This is a genomic window from Pseudomonas sp. D3, assembly GCF_029320995.1.
Taxonomy (GTDB): Bacteria; Pseudomonadota; Gammaproteobacteria; order Pseudomonadales; family Pseudomonadaceae; genus Aquipseudomonas; species Aquipseudomonas paraveronii.
In genome coordinates, this window is record NZ_CP119772.1 from 206,012 (window position 1) to 223,719 (window position 17,708).

Sequence of the window (17,708 nt, forward strand, 5' to 3'; positions counted from 1 at the left end):
CGTCAAGCAGCATGCTGCAAATTTTTGAAACTGGCGGAGGGCTAATGTGGGAGGGGGCTTGCCCCCGATAGCAGTGTGTCAGTCATTAAGTGCTTTGACTGGACCTCCGCCATCGGGGGCAAGCCCCTCCCACATTGGCTATTTGTTGCAGATAAGCCTGTGGATAACTCAGCTCTTTTTGATTTTTACCGGGCGTTTCCAACCGTCGATGTTGCGCTGGCGGGCGCGGGCTACGGCTAGTTGGGACTTATCCACATCCTGATTGATGGTTGAGCCGGCAGCGGTGTTCGAGCCATCGCCAATAGTCACGGGGGCAATCAGCGAATTGTTAGAGCCGATAAATACGTCTTCACCAATAGTGGTCTGGTATTTGTTGGCGCCATCGTAGTTGCAGGTGATGGTGCCGGCGCCGACGTTGGTCCGCGCGCCAATCACCGCATCGCCCAGGTACGTCAGGTGACCGGCCTTGGCGCCTTCGCCCAGATGGGCGTTTTTCAATTCGACAAAGTTACCCACATGGGCCTTGGCTTCCAACACGCTGCCAGGACGCAGGCGTGCAAACGGACCGGCATCGCTGCCCTCGCCCATCACCGCACCGTCGATATGGCTGTTGGCCTTGATCACCACACCCTTGCGCAAGGTGCTGTCCTTGATCACGCAGTTCGGGCCAATCACCACATCGTCTTCAATAATCACGCGACCTTCAAGAATCACGTTGATGTCGATCAGCACATCCCGGCCCACCGTGACTTCACCACGCACATCGAAGCGTGCCGGGTCACGCAGGGTCACGCCCTGGGCCATCAGGCGGCGGCCTTCGCGCAGTTGGTAGTGACGCTCGAGCTCGGCCAATTGCTTGCGGTCGTTGGCGCCCTGCACTTCCATCGGGTCGTGGGGCTGTTCGGTGGCGACCAGCAAGCCATCGCTGACGGCCATTTCGATCACGTCGGTCAGGTAGTACTCGCCCTGGACGTTGTTGTTGGACAGACGGCTCATCCAGTCCGCCAGGCGATCGGCCGGCACTGCGAGAATCCCGGTGTTGCCTTCGGTGATAGCGCGTTGGGCGTCGCTGGCATCCTTGTGCTCGACGATCGCCGCGACCTTGCCGTCGGTGTTGCGCACGATGCGGCCGTAGCCGGTAGGGTCATCGAGTTCGACGGTGAGCAGGCCCATCTGGCCAGGCACGACGTGCTTGAGCAGGCGTTGCAGGGTTTCCACTTCGATCAGGGGCACGTCGCCGTAGAGGATCAGCACCGTGTCGGCTTTGATGAACGGCACGGCTTGGGCGGTTGCGTGGCCGGTGCCCAGTTGCTTGTCTTGCAATACGAAATTCAGGTCATCCGCGGCCAAGCGCTCACGCACCACATCGGCACCGTGGCCGATGACGACGTGGATGCGTTGCGGGTCGAGCTGCCTGGCGCTGTGGATAACATGGCCAAGCATGGAGTTACCGGCCACCGGATGCAGCACCTTGGGCAAGGCCGAGCGCATGCGGGTGCCCTGGCCTGCGGCGAGAATGACGATTTCTAGAGACATGAATGGCTACCAATCCTGGGCGGTCCGGCTTCAGACCAGAGAAGTGTTTTGCAAAAAAAGAAAAAGGGTAGCCGAGGCTACCCTTTTTAATCAATCACGCATGAGGCTTAACGGCTTAGCCGCCAAACTTCTTGCGGATCTGCTGGACGGTACGCAGCTGAGCTGCGGCCTCGGCCAGACGAGCAGCAGCAGAACCGTAGTCGAAATCTGCGCCTTTTTCGTTCAGGGCCTTCTCGGCTGCCTTAACGGCCGCCTGAGCGGAGGCTTCATCCAGATCAGCAGCACGTTGCACGGTGTCGGCAAGTACCTTGACCATGTTCGGCTGAACCTCGAGGAAACCACCGGAGATGTAAAACACCTCCCGTTCCCCGCCTTGCTTGGTCAGAGTGATCGGACCTGGCTTCAAGCTGGTGATCAATGGCGTGTGGCCCATGGCAATACCCAAGTCACCGAGTTCGCCGTGTGCAATCACCATTTCTACCAGACCGGAGAAGATTTCCCCTTCCGCGCTGACGATATCGCAATGGACTGTCATAGCCATCTGATTGCCTCAACCTGATGAGCGCCCGTTGCCGGGCGCCGGGATTACAGTTTCTTGGCTTTCTCGATCGCTTCTTCGATGCCGCCGACCATGTAGAACGCTTGTTCTGGCAGGTGGTCGTAGTCACCGTTGAGGATGCCTTTGAAGCCAGCAATGGTGTCTTTCAGGGAAACGTACTTACCCGAAGCACCGGTGAAGACTTCAGCCACGAAGAACGGCTGCGACAAGAAGCGCTGGATCTTACGAGCGCGGGATACCAACTGCTTGTCGGTTTCCGACAGCTCGTCCATACCCAGGATCGCAATGATGTCCTTCAGTTCTTTGTAACGCTGCAGCACGTACTGAACGCCGCGAGCGGTGTCGTAATGCTCCTGGCCGATCACGTTCGGGTCCAGCTGGCGCGAAGTCGAGTCGAGTGGATCGACCGCTGGGTAGATACCCAGGGAAGCGATGTCACGGGACAGAACGACGGTGGCGTCCAAGTGGGCGAAGGTGGTCGCTGGCGACGGGTCGGTCAAGTCATCCGCAGGTACGTATACCGCTTGGATCGAAGTGATCGAACCTTCCTTGGTCGAAGTGATACGTTCTTGCAGAACGCCCATCTCTTCAGCCAGGGTCGGCTGGTAACCTACTGCCGAAGGCATACGGCCCAGCAGTGCGGATACTTCAGTACCGGCCAGGGTGTAACGATAGATGTTGTCGACGAACAGCAGAACGTCGTTACCTTCGTCACGGAACTTCTCGGCCATGGTCAGGCCAGTCAGTGCTACGCGCAGACGGTTTCCCGGCGGCTCGTTCATCTGACCGTAAACCAGTGCCACTTTGTCCAGAACGTTGGAGTCCTTCATCTCGTGGTAGAAGTCGTTACCCTCACGAGTACGCTCACCCACACCGGCGAACACGGAATAACCGCTGTGCTCGATGGCGATGTTACGGATCAGTTCCATCATGTTTACGGTCTTGCCTACACCGGCACCACCGAACAGACCGACTTTACCGCCCTTGGCGAACGGGCAAACCAGGTCGATAACCTTGATGCCGGTTTCCAGCAGGTCGTTGCCGCCCGCTTGGTCCGCGAACGAAGGTGCTGGACGGTGAATGCCCCAGCGCTCTTCGGTGTCGATCGGGCCAGCTTCGTCAATCGGGTTACCCAGTACGTCCATGATCCGGCCCAGGGTCGCTTTACCGACCGGTACGGAGATGGCAGCGCCAGTGTCCAGAACACCCAGACCGCGCTTCAAGCCCTCGGTAGAACCCATTGCAATGGTACGAACCACGCCGTCGCCCAGCTGCTGCTGAACTTCCAGAGTGGTGCCTGCATCGCTTTGTACTTTCAAAGCGTTGTAGATGCTCGGTACGCTGTCGCGTGGAAATTCCACGTCGATAACGGCGCCGATGATTTGAACGATACGTCCGCTACTCATAGCTGGATCCTCTGAATATTTGAACCGTTAAACCGCGGCAGCGCCGCCGACGATTTCCGAGATCTCTTGGGTGATCGCAGCCTGACGCGCCTTGTTGTAGATCAGCTGCAAATCGCTGATCAGATCACCGGCGTTATCGGTAGCGTTTTTCATCGCGATCATCCGCGCCGCTTGTTCAGCTGCGTTGTTCTCGACCACCGCCTGGTACACCTGCGACTCCACGTAGCGCACCATCAAGCCGTCAAGCAGCTCTTTGGCGTCTGGTTCGTAGAGGTAGTCCCAGTGGTGCTTGAGTTCCTGATCCGGAGTCGCCACCAGTGGAATCAATTGCTCCACGGTTGGCTGCTGGGTCATGGTGTTGATGAACTTGTTGGATACCACGGACAGGCGGTCAATCCGGCCTTCCAGGTACGCATCCAGCATCACCTTCACACTGCCGATCAAATCATTGATCGACGGCTCTTCACCCAGGTGGCTGATAGCTGCAACGACGTTACCGCCGAAGTTGCGGAAAAAGGCCGCACCCTTGCTACCAACTACACACAGATCGATCTCGACGCCGTTTTCGCGGTTTACCGCCATGTCCTTGACCAGGGCCTTGAACAGGTTGGTATTCAAACCACCGCACAAACCACGGTCACTGCTCACAACCACATAACCCACACGCTTAACTTCGCGGTCGATCATGAACGGGTGGCGGTATTCCGGGTTGGCGTTGGCCAGATGCCCAATTACCTGGCGGATACGCTCCGCATAAGGACGGCTAGCAGCCATACGCATTTGTGCCCTGCGCATTTTGCTGACCGCCACTTTTTCCATGGCGCTGGTAATTTTTTGCGTGCTTTTGATGCTCGCAATCTTACTGCGAATCTCTTTTGCGCCTGCCATGTAACACCTATCAGGTTAGCAAGCGGGAGCCTTGCGGCTCCCGCTGCGGCTTACCAGGTTTGGGTGGCCTTGAACTTCTCGATACCGGCTTTCATGCCAGCGTCGATATCGTCATTGAAGTCACCCTTCACGTTGATCTTCGCCATCAATTCGGCGTGATCGCGGTTGAAGTAAGCAATCAGCGCTTGTTCAAAGCTGCCGACCTTGGCGATTTCAACGTCGGTCAGGAACCCACGCTCAGCGGCATACAGCGACAACGCCATGTCAGCGATCGACATTGGGGCGTATTGCTTCTGCTTCATCAGCTCGGTAACGCGCTGACCATGCTCAAGTTGCTTACGGGTCGCTTCGTCCAGGTCAGAAGCGAACTGGGCGAATGCCGCCAGTTCACGGTACTGAGCCAGAGCGGTACGGATACCACCGGAGAGCTTCTTGATGATCTTGGTCTGAGCGGCACCACCCACACGGGATACCGAAACACCGGCGTTCACTGCAGGGCGGATGCCCGAGTTGAACATGGCCGATTCCAGGAAGATCTGACCGTCGGTGATGGAAATCACGTTGGTCGGAACGAACGCGGAAACGTCGCCAGCCTGGGTTTCGATGATCGGCAATGCGGTCAGGGAACCGGTTTTGCCGGTCACTGCGCCGTTGGTGAACTTCTCTACGTATTCTTCCGAAACGCGGGATGCGCGCTCCAGCAGACGGGAGTGGAGATAGAACACGTCGCCTGGGTAGGCTTCACGGCCTGGTGGACGGCGCAGCAGCAGGGAAATCTGGCGGTAAGCCACTGCTTGCTTGGACAGATCGTCATAAACGATCAGCGCGTCTTCACCGCGGTCGCGGAAGAATTCACCCATGGTGCAACCGGAGTACGGTGCCAGGAATTGCAGCGCAGGAGATTCCGAAGCACTGGCAGCCACGATGATCGTGTTGGCCAGGGCGCCGTTTTCTTCCAGCTTGCGAACCACGTTGGCGATGGTCGATTGTTTCTGACCGATCGCTACGTAGACGCAATAAATGCCGCTGTTCTTCTGGTTGATGATCGCGTCGATCGCCAGAGCGGTTTTACCGATCTGACGGTCACCGATGATCAGCTCACGCTGGCCACGGCCGACTGGGATCATGGCATCGACCGCCTTGTAGCCAGTCTGTACAGGCTGGTCTACCGACTTACGCCAGATCACGCCTGGAGCAACTTTCTCGACCGCATCGGTCTCGGTGTTGTTCAGCGGACCTTTGCCGTCAACTGGGTTACCCAGTGCGTCGACTACGCGACCCAGCAGTTCCTTACCAACCGGAACCTCCAGGATGCGGCCGGTGCACTTGGCGCTCATGCCTTCAGCCAGACTGGTGTACGCGCCCAATACAACGGCACCTACGGAGTCTTGCTCCAGGTTGAGGGCCATACCGTAGACGCCGCCCGGAAACTCGATCATCTCGCCGTACATGACGTCGGCCAGACCGTGAATCCGCACGATGCCGTCAGATACGCTGACGACAGTGCCTTCGTTACGGGCTTGGGAGGTCACATCGAGCTTGTCGATGCGGCCCTTGATAATTTCACTTATTTCGGAAGGATTGAGTTGCTGCATTGCTCTGCTGCCCCTTCAAACTCAAGATTTCAATGCTTCGGCAAGGCTCGCGAGTTTGCCGCGAACCGAGCCATCGATAACCAGGTCGCCGGCGCGAATGACAATGCCCCCAATGAGGGATTTGTCTTCCGCAACTTGCAGGCGCACTTCCCGGTCGAGTCGTGCACTGAGAACCTTGGCGAGTTTGTCTTGCTGTTCTTGGTTCAATGCAAAAGCACTGGTCACTTCAACGTCTACCGACTTCTCTTGCTCGGCCTTGTACAGGTCGAACAGAGCGGCAATCTCCGGCAAAAGCGGGAGACGGTCGTTTTCGGCAACGACGTGGATGAAGTTCTGCACTTTCACATCGAACTTGTCGCCGCACACGTCAATAAACGTGGCGGCCTTGTCTGCGCTCGTCAGGCGCGGGGCCTTGAGCACGCGCTGCATGGTGTCGTTTTGTGACACTGCTGCAGCCAGGCCGAGCATGGCTGACCAAGAGGCCAGTTGCTGGTGGGCCTGGGCGTGCTCGAAGGCTGCCTTAGCGTAAGGTCGGGCCAACGTGGTCAATTCTGCCATGATCGCCCTCGCTTAAATTTCAGCAGCCAGTTTATTAACCAGCTCCGCGTGCGCGTTTTGATCGATTGTGGCACCGAGGATTTTCTCGGCACCGCCGACCGCCAGAGCACCCAGTTGGGCGCGCAGCGCGTCTTTGACGCCGTTCAGTTCCTGTTCGATCTCGGCATGAGCCGAAGCCTTCACACGGTCAGCTTCGACGCGGGCTTTTTCAACAGCCTCTTCGACGATCTGGTTGCCGCGTTTCTTGGCTTGCTCAATGATTTCAGCTGCCTGTGCTTTAGCATCGCGCAGTTGATGACCCACTTTCTCTTGGGCCAACTCCAGGTCGCGAGCTGCACGGCTGGCAGCGTCCAAACCATCCGCGATCTTCTTCTGACGTTCGTGCAAAGCCGCGATGACCGGAGGCCACACGAACTTCATGCAAAACACTACAAAAATGAAGAACGCAACGGATTGGCCAATCAGGGTTGCATTAATGTTCACGCCAACACCTCGCTCATTCGTTGTCCATCACCCCAATCAACTCGAAAATTCGAGTGATTAGCCAGCGAGTTGACCAACGAAGGGGTTCGCGAAGGTGAAGAACAGAGCGATACCAACGCCGATCATAGTCACGGCGTCGAGCAGACCGGCGACGATGAACATTTTAACTTGCAGCATTGGGACCATTTCTGGCTGACGCGCTGCGCCTTCCAGGAATTTGCCGCCAAGCAGGCCGAAACCAATGGCAGTACCCAGGGCGCCCAGGCCGATCAACAGTGCAACAGCGATAGCGGTTAGACCAACTACAGTTTCCATCTTTCCTCCCGACTTTTACGTCGTATGGTTTAGGTTTTTTAGATTTTAAAGCGGTAAAACAAATCGTTTCATAGCCCTTTCAGGCCACCTTCCCGTTTTACCGGGAAGGACATCAGACTAGTCGAGACTGGTCTTAATGGTTCTCTTCGTGCGCCATCGACAGGTAGACGATGGTCAGCATCATGAAGATAAACGCCTGCAGGGTGATGATCAGGATGTGGAACACAGCCCACGCCCACTGCAGAACAATGCCCAGGCCGCTAAGCCAGAGCAGACCGCTGCCGAACATCACAGCGATCAGAATGAACACCAGCTCGCCGGCATACATGTTGCCGAACAGTCGCAAAGCCAGGGAGATCGGCTTGGCGATCAGGGTCACGAATTCCAGCAGGAAGTTCACCGGGATCAGCAGGGCTTGAACGAAGATGTTCTTGCTGCCGAACGGGTGCAGGGTCAGTTCGCCGATGAAGCCGCCGATGCCCTTGACCTTGATGCTGTAGAAAATGATCAACGCAAACACCGACAGGGCCATGCCCAGGGTGGCGTTAGGGTCAGTGGTGGACACCGCACGGAATGGAATGTGGTGATCGCCGGTGATCAGGATGGCCAACTGAGGAATCCAGTCGACCGGAATCAGGTCGACGGCGTTCATCAGGAACACCCAGACGAAGATGGTCAGTGCCAGCGGTGCAATCACCGGGCTACGGCCATGGAAGCTGTCTTTCACGCTGCCATCGACGAATTCGACCAATACTTCAACGAAGTTCTGCAGGGCACCTGGTTGACCGGAAGTCGCCTTCTTTGCCGCCATGCGGAAAATCAGGACGAAGATCAGACCCAATGCGACCGACCAACCCAAAGTATCCAGGTGGAAAGCCCAGAAGCCCATTTCTTTGGCTTCTGCTGCGGTGTGGGCGAAGCCCCAGCCGCCGTTGGGAAGCTGACCGAAGGTCAGGTTCTGCAAGTGGTGCTGGATATAGCCCGAAGCGGTTGTTTCTGCCATGGTTGCCTCAAACGCCCTAAGGTTTCGAAAGTCTTGTTTTCATTAGCAGGGGAGCGAACCAGTTGACCAGTTGGGTCAACACGAAGACGCCGAATACAGCCAGCGGCGCCAATGGCTTCACACCTGCAAAGGTCAGTGCAAACAGCACTGCCGTCAAAATCAATTTCCCCGCCTCGCCGGCATAAAAAGACCGGACGATAGCCTGGGCTGCTCGGGCGCCGGAAAACCGAAAGGCCCTATGAGCAAAATACATATTGGGCAGCAAGGCTATCAGGCCTCCGCAGAGTCCCGAGTACCCGGCTACGACTCCATGCCAATACCAAAGCGCCAGTGCGGCGATCAGCAAAATGACAAATTGCGCCATTAGCACCGGGAAAACCGCCAAGCGATGGAACGACGACGTGTTTGGCGTGCGGGTTTCCACCACTCTTGCTCCTCAATGGTCGGCTGCCGGAAATCAATAACTTGGCATAATTTGTGCCGACAAAATGCGCGCAGAGTATAGGGGCGGTTCTGCCCCTATTCAACTGTCAGGTAGTGATTTCCGATCACGCGCTACATAAGCAATTGTTTCAGCGAATGTGGGCAAGCACGCCCTGAAGCTCATCAAGCGAGTTATAGCCGATGACCAATTGGCCCTTGCCTTTCTTCCCATGCCGAATCTGCACCGCAGAGCCCAGGCGCTCGGCCAGGCGCTGTTCGAGACGCGCGATATCCGGATCAGGTTTGGCCGTTTCGACCGGTGCAGGTTTGCCACTGAGCCACTGCCGAACCAGGGCCTCGGTCTGACGAACGGTGAGGCCTCGTGCGACAACGTGTCGCGCCCCTTCAACCTGTTGATTTTCCGGTAAACCGAGCAAAGCACGCGCATGACCCATTTCCAGGTCGCCGTGGGAAAGCATCGTCTTGATGACTTCCGGCAGTGCGATCAGGCGCAACAGGTTAGACACGGTCACGCGGGATTTACCCACGGCATCGGCCACTTGTTGTTGGGTCAGCTGAAACTCCTGCTGCAAACGCTGCAAGGCGATCGCTTCTTCGATCGGATTGAGGTCTTCGCGCTGGATGTTCTCGATCAACGCCATGGCGATGGCGGTTTCATCCGACACATCGCGCACCATCGCCGGGATGGTTTCCTTGCCGGCCTGTTGGCTCGCGCGCCAGCGGCGTTCGCCAGCGATGATTTCAAAGCGGCCGCCGCCAATCGGGCGTACCACGATCGGCTGCATCACACCCTGGGCCTTGATCGAATTGGCCAGTTCTTCCAGCGCCTGGGGGTCCATGTCACGGCGTGGCTGGTATTTGCCGCGCTGGATCAGGTCCAGCGGCAGATGCTGCAGCTCGCGCTCGTCGGCCTGTACCGCTTGTTCTTCAAGGGTCGTGACAGTCGGACCACTCAGCAGTGCATCCAGTCCACGTCCGAGACCTCGTTTCTTGACGGCCATGGGGTTTCCTTAAGTTGGCTGGGCTGCAGTGGTACGGGAGTTGCGGCGTTGACGACGAACCATCTCGCCGGCCAATGCCAAGTAGGCAATGGCACCACGGGAGGACTTGTCGTAAGCCAGCGCGGGCATGCCATAGCTTGGCGCTTCGGCCAGGCGGATGTTGCGTGGGATCACGGTGTCGTATAGCTGATCGCCGAAGTGTTCCTTGAGCTGCGCCGATACATCGTTCATCAGGCTCAGGCGCGGGTCATACATGGTCCGCAGCAGCCCTTCGACTTTCAGGTTCGGGTTCAGCAGTTCGGCAATGCGCTTGATGTTATCCACAAGGTCGCTCAAGCCTTCAAGGGCGAAATACTCACACTGCATCGGAATAATCACGCCATCGGCGGCCACCAGCGCATTGAGCGTCAGCATCGACAGCGACGGCGGGCAGTCGATCAGGATGTAATCGTAATTCTCGCGGATCGGCGCCAAGGCGCTGCGCAGACGGCTTTCTTTCATCTGCATTTCCAAAAGCACCACTTCCGCCGCCGTCAAATCGCGGTTGGCCGGCAACAGTTGATAACCGCCGTGTTCGGAATAGTGCATGGCCTGGCCCAGGTCGCACTCGCCAATCAGCAAGTCGTAGACCGAGTTTTCCAGGCCGTGTTTATCCACACCGCTACCCATGGTGGCGTTGCCCTGTGGATCGAGATCGATCAACAGCACCCGGCGCTTGGTCGCGACCAGGGATGCTGCGAGGTTGATGCAGGTGGTGGTTTTACCCACGCCACCTTTCTGGTTCGCTATCGCGAATACCTTAGCCATTCTTGCTTGTGTTCCCAATCATGCCGTGCGGCGCAGTATCAGCAGATGGCGTTGGCCTTGGCAACCGGGTACGGCCAAGGCGTGTTCGCTATCGAGGTGGAAGTCTGCCGGCAATGCTAGCAGCTCGTCGCTTGGATGAACGCCCTTCATTGCCAGCCAACGGGTGTCACGGTCGCCTAAGTGGCGGGTCCAGTTGCTGAAGTTCTCCATGCTGCTGAAAGCCCGGGAAACAATTCCGTTGAAAGGCTGCTGCGGCGTGAAGGCTTCGACGCGACTGTGGATAACTTGCAGGTTGTCCAGCTTCAGCTCGAGTTTGACCTGGGTCAGGAAGCGGGTCTTCTTGCCGTTACTGTCCAGGCACGTCACTTGCGACTCGGGAAACAGGATGGCCATGGGAATCCCGGGCATGCCGCCGCCGCTGCCCACGTCGAGCCAGCGGCCGTTTTCGATGAACGGCATCACGCTCAGGCTGTCGAGTAGGTGGCGCGAGACCATTTCGTCGGGGTCGCGCACTGCCGTGAGGTTGTAAGCCTTGTTCCATTTGATCAACAGGGCCAGGTAGCCCAGCAGCAACTCATGCTGGGCGGCGCTCAGGTCGACGCCCAACTGGCGTGCTCCTGTGGATAACTCTTCGGCGTGTTGCGAGGTGACCAACGAACTCAAGCGCTTTGCTCCAACTGACGGCCCGCGCCGCGTTTTTTCAAATGAATCATCAACAGCGAAATGGCTGCCGGGGTGACGCCGGGAATACGTGAAGCCTGGCCCAAGGTTTCCGGCCGAGTTATCCCCAGCTTGCTTTGGATTTCTTTCGACAGCCCGGAAATCCCGGTGTAATCGATATCCACAGGCAGCTTGATGTCTTCACTGGCGCGCAGACGAGCGATCTCATCTTGCTGGCGATCAATGTAACCGGCGTACTTGGTTTTGATCTCGACCTGTTCGGCGACCTGCGGATCGTCTGCACCACCGCCGGTCACTTCGACCAGACCGACGTAGTCGATTTCCGGACGGGACAGCAGGTTCAGTAGGTTGTACTCGTGGGTCAGCGGCGTGCCGAATTTTTCGGCGATCGCGTCGCCCTGCTCAGTGCCCGGACGAACCCAGGTACTTTTCAGGCGTTGCTCTTCCAGGTCGATGCTTTCGCGTTTTTTGCAGAAAGCCGCCCAACGTGCGTCATCCACCAAGCCCAGCTCGCGGCCTTTTTCGGTCAGGCGCAGGTCGGCGTTGTCTTCCCGCAGGATCAGACGGTATTCCGCCCGCGATGTGAACATTCGGTACGGTTCCTGGGTGCCCAGGGTGATCAGGTCGTCAACCAACACGCCGATGTACGCTTCATCGCGACGCGGGCACCAGCTGTCTTTGCCCTGTGCGCGCAACGCGGCGTTGGTCCCGGCCAGCAAACCTTGGGCGCCGGCTTCTTCGTAACCGGTGGTGCCGTTGATTTGCCCGGCGAAGAACAGGCCGCCGATCACTTTGGTTTCCAGGCTGTATTTCAGGTCTCGCGGGTCGAAGTAGTCGTACTCGATGGCGTAGCCGGGACGCACGATATGCGCGTTTTCCATACCGCGAATCGATTGCACGATCTGGATTTGCACGTCGAACGGCAGGGATGTGGATATCCCGTTCGGGTACAGCTCGTGAGTGGTCAAGCCTTCGGGCTCGATGAAGACCTGGTGGCTTTCCTTGTCGGCAAAGCGGTGGATCTTGTCTTCAATCGACGGGCAGTAACGTGGCCCGATACCTTCGATCACCCCGGAATACATCGGCGAACGGTCGAGGTTTGCCGCGATGATTTCGTGGGTTCGGGCGTTGGTGTGGGTAATCCAGCAGCTCACCTGTTTCGGGTGCTGCTCTTTCGAGCCCATGAACGACATCACCGGAATCGGCGTATCACCGGCCTGCTCGGTCATCACCGAGAAATCTACGGAACGGCCATCGATTCGCGGCGGCGTACCGGTTTTCAGGCGACCGACCCGCAGCGGCAGTTCGCGTAGGCGTTGTGCCAGGGCAATCGACGGCGGATCGCCGGCTCGGCCACCGGAATAGTTCTGCATGCCGATGTGGATAAGTCCGCCGAGGAAGGTGCCGGTGGTCAACACCACGGATTCCGCTAAGAACCGCAGGCCCATCTGGGTGACAACACCGCGTACCTGGTCCTGTTCGACGATCAGGTCATCGGCGGCCTGTTGAAATATCCACAGGTTCGCCTGGTTTTCCAGGGTTTCGCGCACCGCGGCCTTGTACAGGATGCGGTCGGCTTGTGCCCGGGTCGCACGGACGGCAGGGCCTTTGCGGCTGTTCAGCACACGAAATTGGATACCACCTTTGTCGGTGGCCATCGCCATGACACCGCCAAGGGCGTCGATTTCCTTGACCAGATGGCTTTTGCCGATGCCGCCAATGGCAGGGTTACAACTCATGGCACCAAGGGTTTCCACGTTGTGCGTCAGCAACAGGGTTTTTACGCCCATGCGTGCTGAGGCCAGTGCTGCCTCGGTACCGGCATGACCGCCGCCGATGACGATCACTTCAAAACGGGAAGGGAAATCCACCACGCACCTCGTGCCTGCTTATGTAGGTAATTAGGAATTGATTGGTTGAGCTGGTTTTAGAGCTTTGGCGGCCAGTATAGGGACTTAGCCCCTCCTAAAGAACCCTTTGCACAAAATTTAACCAGCTGTGGATGAATCACAGACAATAGAAATTAAAAGAGAGAAATATATTAAATCTTTGTTTTTATGTTTATTTCTACTGAGCCTACTTTCTGTGGATAGATCTCTACAACCCTTAATTCACGTTGTGTACAGAGATTCAAAAGTCTGTGGTCATGTGCCCATGAGTGGCGTGGATAAGTGCTCTAAGCCTGTGGATTAAACAGGTGGTTATCCACAGAGGGTTTTTTACTCAGGTTTCAAGCCCTGTTATCAACCGAGCACAGGGGCGGTTATTCACAGGGCTTAATCCACAAAAATAGACGCGCCAACGCAAATTGCGCCCACGGCGAAGCCACCAAAGGCTTGGTTATGAATAAAAAATGAGAGGGAGGTGGCTGAAACAAGAGCAACAGACAGGCTCGAATGGCCTGTCTGTGGACAACGAAGGACTATTTACCGATACAGAAGCTGGAAAAGATCCGTCCCAGCAGGTCATCCGAGCTGAACGCACCGGTGATCTCGCCCAACAGTTGCTGTGCCTGGCGTAAATCCTCAGCCAGCAGCTCACCGGCCCCCGCCAAGGTCAGTTGTGCCCTACCGTGCTCCAGCGCCGTGCTGGCATGGCGCAGCGCCTCCAGGTGCCTGCGACGGGCACTGAAGCTGCTTTCCGACGTCTGCTCATAGCCCATGCAGGCTTTGAGGTGTTCGCGCAGCAACTCCAGGCCCTCCCCAGCCGACTTGGCGCTCAGGCTGATAGTAACGTGGCCATCCTCGCTGGTTTCCATGGCAATGGCTTCACCGGTGAGATCGGCCTTGTTACGGATCAAGGTAACTTTGGCCGGGTCAGGCCGTTGTTCGAGGAATTCCGGCCACAGGGCGAAAGGGTCCAATGCCTCGGGCGCGGTGGCGTCTACCACCAGCAGCACGCGGTCTGCTTCGCCTATCGCCTTGAGGGCACGCTCCACTCCGATCTTTTCCACTTGGTCGTCGGTGTCACGCAGGCCGGCGGTGTCGACGACGTGCAGCGGCATGCCGTCGATGTGGATATGTTCGCGCAAGATATCCCGGGTGGTGCCGGCAATCTCAGTAACGATCGCCGCCTCACGGCCCGCTAGGGCATTGAGCAGGCTGGATTTGCCGGCGTTGGGCCGCCCGGCGATCACCACGGTCATACCGTCACGTAACAGAGCGCCCTGCCCGGCTTCGCGCAGCACTGTGGATAACTCGTCGCGGACTTTATCCAGCATCGCCAACACATGGCCATCGGCGAGGAAGTCGATTTCCTCTTCCGGAAAATCAATTGCCGCTTCCACATAGATGCGCAGGTTGATCAGTTGCTCGGTCAGGTTATGCACACGCAGGGAAAATGCCCCCTGCAGCGAGCGCAAGGCATTGCGCGCCGCCTGTGCAGAACTGGCCTCGATCAAATCGGCAATGGCTTCGGCCTGGGCCAGGTCGAGTTTGTCGTTGAGAAACGCGCGCTCGCTGAATTCCCCCGGCCGGGCCAGACGGCAGCCCAGTTGCAGGCAGCGCTGCAGCAACATATCCAGTACGACGGGGCCGCCGTGGCCCTGCAGTTCAAGGACATCTTCACCGGTAAACGAATTCGGGCCAGGGAAATAGAGGGCCAGGCCTTCGTCCAGCACCTGGTTGTCCGCATCCAGAAACGCGCCGTAATGGGCATAGCGCGGCTTCAACTCACGACCGCTGATGGCCTTGGCAGCCATGCCGGCGAGCGGCCCGGAAATTCGAACGATGCCGACTCCGCCGCGACCTTGTGCGGTAGCGACAGCAGCGATGGTTTCACGAGGAGCGCTCATCAGCAGGTTCCAGAACAAAAGTGACGGAAAGCAAAACGCCCCACTAGGGGGCGTCTTGAGTGGTTATCCACAGAGTAAGTTACGCCTCGGCTTTTTTGGTAGCCGCTTCGATCTTACGCGTGATGTACCACTGTTGAGAGATCGACAACACGTTGTTGACCACCCAGTACAGCACCAGACCAGCCGGGAACCACAGGAAGAAGAAAGTGAAGATGATTGGCATCATTTTCATCACCTTGGCCTGCATCGGGTCCGGCGGCGTCGGGTTCAGGCGCTGCTGGATGAACATGGTCGCGCCCATGATGATCGGCAGGATAAAGAACGGGTCTTTGATCGACAGGTCAGTTATCCACAGCATGAACGGCGCCTGGCGCATTTCCACGCTTTCCAGGAGTACCCAGTACAGCGACAGGAACACCGGCATCTGTACCAGAATCGGCAAGCATCCACCCAGCGGGTTGATCTTCTCTTTCTTGTACAGCTCCATCATGGCCTGCGACATTTTCTGCCGGTCATCACCATGTTGTTCTTTCAGCGCGGCCAGTTTCGGGGCCACGGCACGCATGCGCGCCATCGACTTGTAGCTGGCGGCCGACAGTGGGAAGAAGATCCCCTTGATCAGCATCGTCAGGAAGATGATCGAGAAGCCCCAGTTGCCAACGATGCTGTGGATATGTTGCAGCAGCCAGAAGATCGGCTGGGCAATGAACCACAGGATGCCGTAATCCACAGTCAATTCCAGACCTGGGGATAACTCTTTGAGCACTGCCTGGCTTTTCGGACCGGCGTACAGGGTCGCGCTGGTTTCAGCCTTGGCACCTGGTGCGACGGTCAACGCCGGGCCAGTAAAGCCAATGATGTAGTTGCCCTGGCTGTCCTTGCGGGTTTGAACCAGATTGGCTTCACCCTTGTTCGGAATCCAGGCGGTCACGAAGTAGTGTTGCAACCAGGCAACCCAACCACCTTGAACGGTTTCTTTCAGCGCGCCCTTGTCGATATCTTTCATCGACACTTTTTTGTACGGCTCGTTACTTGTCCACAGGGCGGCGCCCAGGTAAGTCGCGGTGCCGGTGGCGGTGCTGGAAGAAGGATCCGAGCTGCCATCACGCTTGAGCTGGGCAAACAGGTTGCCGCTCCACGGTTTGTTGCTTTCGTTGTCGATCAGGTAAGTGACCTTCAAGTCGTACAAACCGCGGGTGAAACTGAAGCGTTTGATGTAATTGACGCCGTCGAGGCTGAATTTCAGGTCGACGTTCAATTGGTTCTGGCCATCAGCCAGTTGATAAGTCTTCTGTTCGGTCGAATAAACCGGACGACCGGTAGCACGTGCATCCGGACCGTTGGTGCCGGTCAGGCCGCTTTGTGCCAGATAAACACGTTCGCCGCCGTTATCGAACAGCTGGAACGGAACATCCGGATGGTCTTGGCGACGTGGATACAGCGGCAGTTTCAACTGCGCGATATCACCACCTTGTGGATCGATAGCCAGGTCGAGCACATCCGTTTTTACGTGGATGAGGTCTTTATTGGTGACAACTGGCGTTTCTACAGGGGTGCTGGTCTCGCCATTCGCGCTGGGAACATCGGCACTCGCGGACGCATTGTTACCCAGCGGGGTGTCCGGTATAGCCGGCGCAGCCTGATTGGTAGCAACATTCTGAGTCGGCAGGGCAGCTTGGCCGTAGTCCTGGTTCCACTTAAGAACCATGACGTAGGACACGATTGCCAGGGCGACGATCAGGATCGTGCGTTTAATATCCATGATTACTCGGCCATCGAAGAAGAACGGGAGGTAGGGATAGGTGGAACCGGGTCATAACCACCGGGATTCCACGGATGACAGCGACCTAAACGACGAAAGGTCAGCCAGCCACCGCGCAGAAGACCATGATTTTCTATGGCCTCTAACGCGTAGCAGGAACAACTGGGGTAGAAACGACAGTGGTTGGCCATCAGAGGACTAATGGCATAACGGTAAAACTGGATCGGAACGAGGGCCAGTTTACGCATCGGTGCTGTCTACCCCTACAGTTTCGGTGCTGACTGCTGGTGCTGGCGTGCGGGTACGCGCCAAACGTTTCCAGAGCTTGCCGAAATGCTGAATCAATTCGGGGTTTTCTACGTCCCCCAAGCCTTTGCGCGCGACGATAACAATATCCCAACCAACCAGAGTGTCCTGGTGGAGGCGAAACGATTCGCGCATCAGACGCTTGAGGCGATTGCGCTCAACGGAGAGCTTTACGCTCTTCTTGCCGATCACCAACCCGAGACGGGGGTGATCCAGATCGTTGTTACGCGCAAGGAGCAGGAGATTTTTCCCCGGAACCTTGCCGGTGGGGGAGTCAAAGACTGCCTTGAAGTGCCGGGGGGTTAGCAGACGCTTTTCCCGACTGAAGTCCTGACTCACCACCAGTACCGGATTATCAAACTGCCAGACGCGCACGACCTTTGGCGCGGCGACGCGACAGGACAGCACGGCCGTTCTTGGTAGCCATGCGAGCACGGAAGCCGTGAGTACGGGCGCGTTTGATGGTGCTTGGTTGGAAAGTACGTTTCATGGCGTTGTTACCTGGTTCGTCCACAACGGGCCGGAATGGCCCCCGTTTTAAGAGACCGGCGATTCTAGAGAAAGCAAGCCT

General features: G+C 57.3%; 19 protein-coding genes. All 19 read right to left on the bottom strand.

Going from position 1 to position 17,708, the window contains the following annotated elements; all coding sequences use genetic code 11:
- Positions 1 to 168 precede the first annotated feature (168 nt).
- On the bottom strand, positions 169 to 1,536 hold the full coding sequence (glmU, locus tag P3S72_RS00880; protein ID WP_276195564.1) for a bifunctional UDP-N-acetylglucosamine diphosphorylase/glucosamine-1-phosphate N-acetyltransferase GlmU: 1,368 nt from the start codon (positions 1,534 to 1,536) through the stop codon (positions 169 to 171).
- Positions 1,537 to 1,651: 115 nt separating this feature from the next.
- The gene (locus P3S72_RS00885; protein ID WP_247406932.1) at positions 1,652 to 2,077 is read right to left on the bottom strand and encodes a F0F1 ATP synthase subunit epsilon; all 426 of its coding nucleotides are present in this window, start codon (positions 2,075 to 2,077) and stop codon (positions 1,652 to 1,654) included.
- A 44-nt stretch (positions 2,078 to 2,121) separates the two neighbouring features.
- Complete coding sequence (atpD, locus tag P3S72_RS00890) at positions 2,122 to 3,501, bottom strand: F0F1 ATP synthase subunit beta (RefSeq protein WP_247406935.1); 1,380 nt, start codon at positions 3,499 to 3,501, stop codon at positions 2,122 to 2,124.
- 27 nt (positions 3,502 to 3,528) lie between these two features.
- Positions 3,529 to 4,389 carry a F0F1 ATP synthase subunit gamma gene (atpG, locus tag P3S72_RS00895; protein ID WP_154741459.1) on the bottom strand — a complete coding sequence of 287 codons (861 nt, stop codon included), beginning with the start codon at positions 4,387 to 4,389 and terminating at the stop codon, positions 3,529 to 3,531.
- Positions 4,390 to 4,439: 50 nt separating this feature from the next.
- Positions 4,440 to 5,984, bottom strand: coding sequence for a F0F1 ATP synthase subunit alpha (gene atpA / locus P3S72_RS00900; protein ID WP_010565869.1), 1,545 nt, complete (start codon positions 5,982 to 5,984; stop codon positions 4,440 to 4,442).
- 21 nt (positions 5,985 to 6,005) lie between these two features.
- Complete coding sequence (locus P3S72_RS00905; RefSeq protein ID WP_276195565.1) at positions 6,006 to 6,542, bottom strand: F0F1 ATP synthase subunit delta; 537 nt, start codon at positions 6,540 to 6,542, stop codon at positions 6,006 to 6,008.
- Between the two features lie 12 nt (positions 6,543 to 6,554).
- Positions 6,555 to 7,025, bottom strand: coding sequence for a F0F1 ATP synthase subunit B (locus P3S72_RS00910; protein WP_015886647.1), 471 nt, complete (start codon positions 7,023 to 7,025; stop codon positions 6,555 to 6,557).
- Between the two features lie 57 nt (positions 7,026 to 7,082).
- The gene (gene atpE, locus P3S72_RS00915; RefSeq protein WP_002555987.1) at positions 7,083 to 7,340 is read right to left on the bottom strand and encodes a F0F1 ATP synthase subunit C; all 258 of its coding nucleotides are present in this window, start codon (positions 7,338 to 7,340) and stop codon (positions 7,083 to 7,085) included.
- Positions 7,341 to 7,473: 133 nt separating this feature from the next.
- Positions 7,474 to 8,343, bottom strand: a complete 870-nt coding sequence (gene atpB / locus P3S72_RS00920) for a F0F1 ATP synthase subunit A (RefSeq protein WP_128591039.1) — start codon at positions 8,341 to 8,343, stop codon at positions 7,474 to 7,476.
- A 16-nt stretch (positions 8,344 to 8,359) separates the two neighbouring features.
- A complete protein-coding gene (locus tag P3S72_RS00925; RefSeq protein WP_247396726.1) occupies positions 8,360 to 8,767 on the bottom strand; it encodes a F0F1 ATP synthase subunit I in 408 nt (135 codons plus the stop codon).
- Between the two features lie 148 nt (positions 8,768 to 8,915).
- Complete coding sequence (locus tag P3S72_RS00930; RefSeq protein WP_253400231.1) at positions 8,916 to 9,788, bottom strand: ParB/RepB/Spo0J family partition protein; 873 nt, start codon at positions 9,786 to 9,788, stop codon at positions 8,916 to 8,918.
- 9 nt (positions 9,789 to 9,797) lie between these two features.
- Positions 9,798 to 10,595: a ParA family protein gene (locus tag P3S72_RS00935; protein WP_276195569.1), complete on the bottom strand. Its 798-nt coding sequence runs from the start codon at positions 10,593 to 10,595 to the stop codon at positions 9,798 to 9,800.
- Positions 10,596 to 10,613: 18 nt separating this feature from the next.
- Positions 10,614 to 11,258, bottom strand: coding sequence for a 16S rRNA (guanine(527)-N(7))-methyltransferase RsmG (gene rsmG, locus P3S72_RS00940; RefSeq protein ID WP_276195570.1), 645 nt, complete (start codon positions 11,256 to 11,258; stop codon positions 10,614 to 10,616).
- Complete coding sequence (gene mnmG, locus P3S72_RS00945; protein ID WP_276195571.1) at positions 11,255 to 13,147, bottom strand: tRNA uridine-5-carboxymethylaminomethyl(34) synthesis enzyme MnmG; 1,893 nt, start codon at positions 13,145 to 13,147, stop codon at positions 11,255 to 11,257. The genes rsmG and mnmG overlap by 4 nt, the downstream gene beginning before the upstream one ends.
- A gap of 551 nt (positions 13,148 to 13,698) precedes the next feature.
- Positions 13,699 to 15,069 (bottom strand): tRNA uridine-5-carboxymethylaminomethyl(34) synthesis GTPase MnmE, encoded by a 1,371-nt coding sequence (gene mnmE / locus P3S72_RS00950; protein WP_276195572.1) that lies wholly within the window; start codon positions 15,067 to 15,069, stop codon positions 13,699 to 13,701.
- 79 nt (positions 15,070 to 15,148) lie between these two features.
- Positions 15,149 to 16,831: a membrane protein insertase YidC gene (yidC, locus tag P3S72_RS00955; RefSeq protein WP_276195573.1), complete on the bottom strand. Its 1,683-nt coding sequence runs from the start codon at positions 16,829 to 16,831 to the stop codon at positions 15,149 to 15,151.
- A 2-nt stretch (positions 16,832 to 16,833) separates the two neighbouring features.
- The gene (yidD, locus tag P3S72_RS00960; RefSeq protein WP_003213574.1) at positions 16,834 to 17,079 is read right to left on the bottom strand and encodes a membrane protein insertion efficiency factor YidD; all 246 of its coding nucleotides are present in this window, start codon (positions 17,077 to 17,079) and stop codon (positions 16,834 to 16,836) included.
- On the bottom strand, positions 17,072 to 17,479 hold the full coding sequence (gene rnpA, locus P3S72_RS00965; protein WP_276198016.1) for a ribonuclease P protein component: 408 nt from the start codon (positions 17,477 to 17,479) through the stop codon (positions 17,072 to 17,074). Before rnpA ends, yidD begins: the two co-directional genes overlap by 8 nt.
- A gap of 13 nt (positions 17,480 to 17,492) precedes the next feature.
- Positions 17,493 to 17,627: a 50S ribosomal protein L34 gene (gene rpmH, locus P3S72_RS00970; RefSeq protein ID WP_003213577.1), complete on the bottom strand. Its 135-nt coding sequence runs from the start codon at positions 17,625 to 17,627 to the stop codon at positions 17,493 to 17,495.
- Between the last annotated feature and the right edge of the window lie 81 nt (positions 17,628 to 17,708).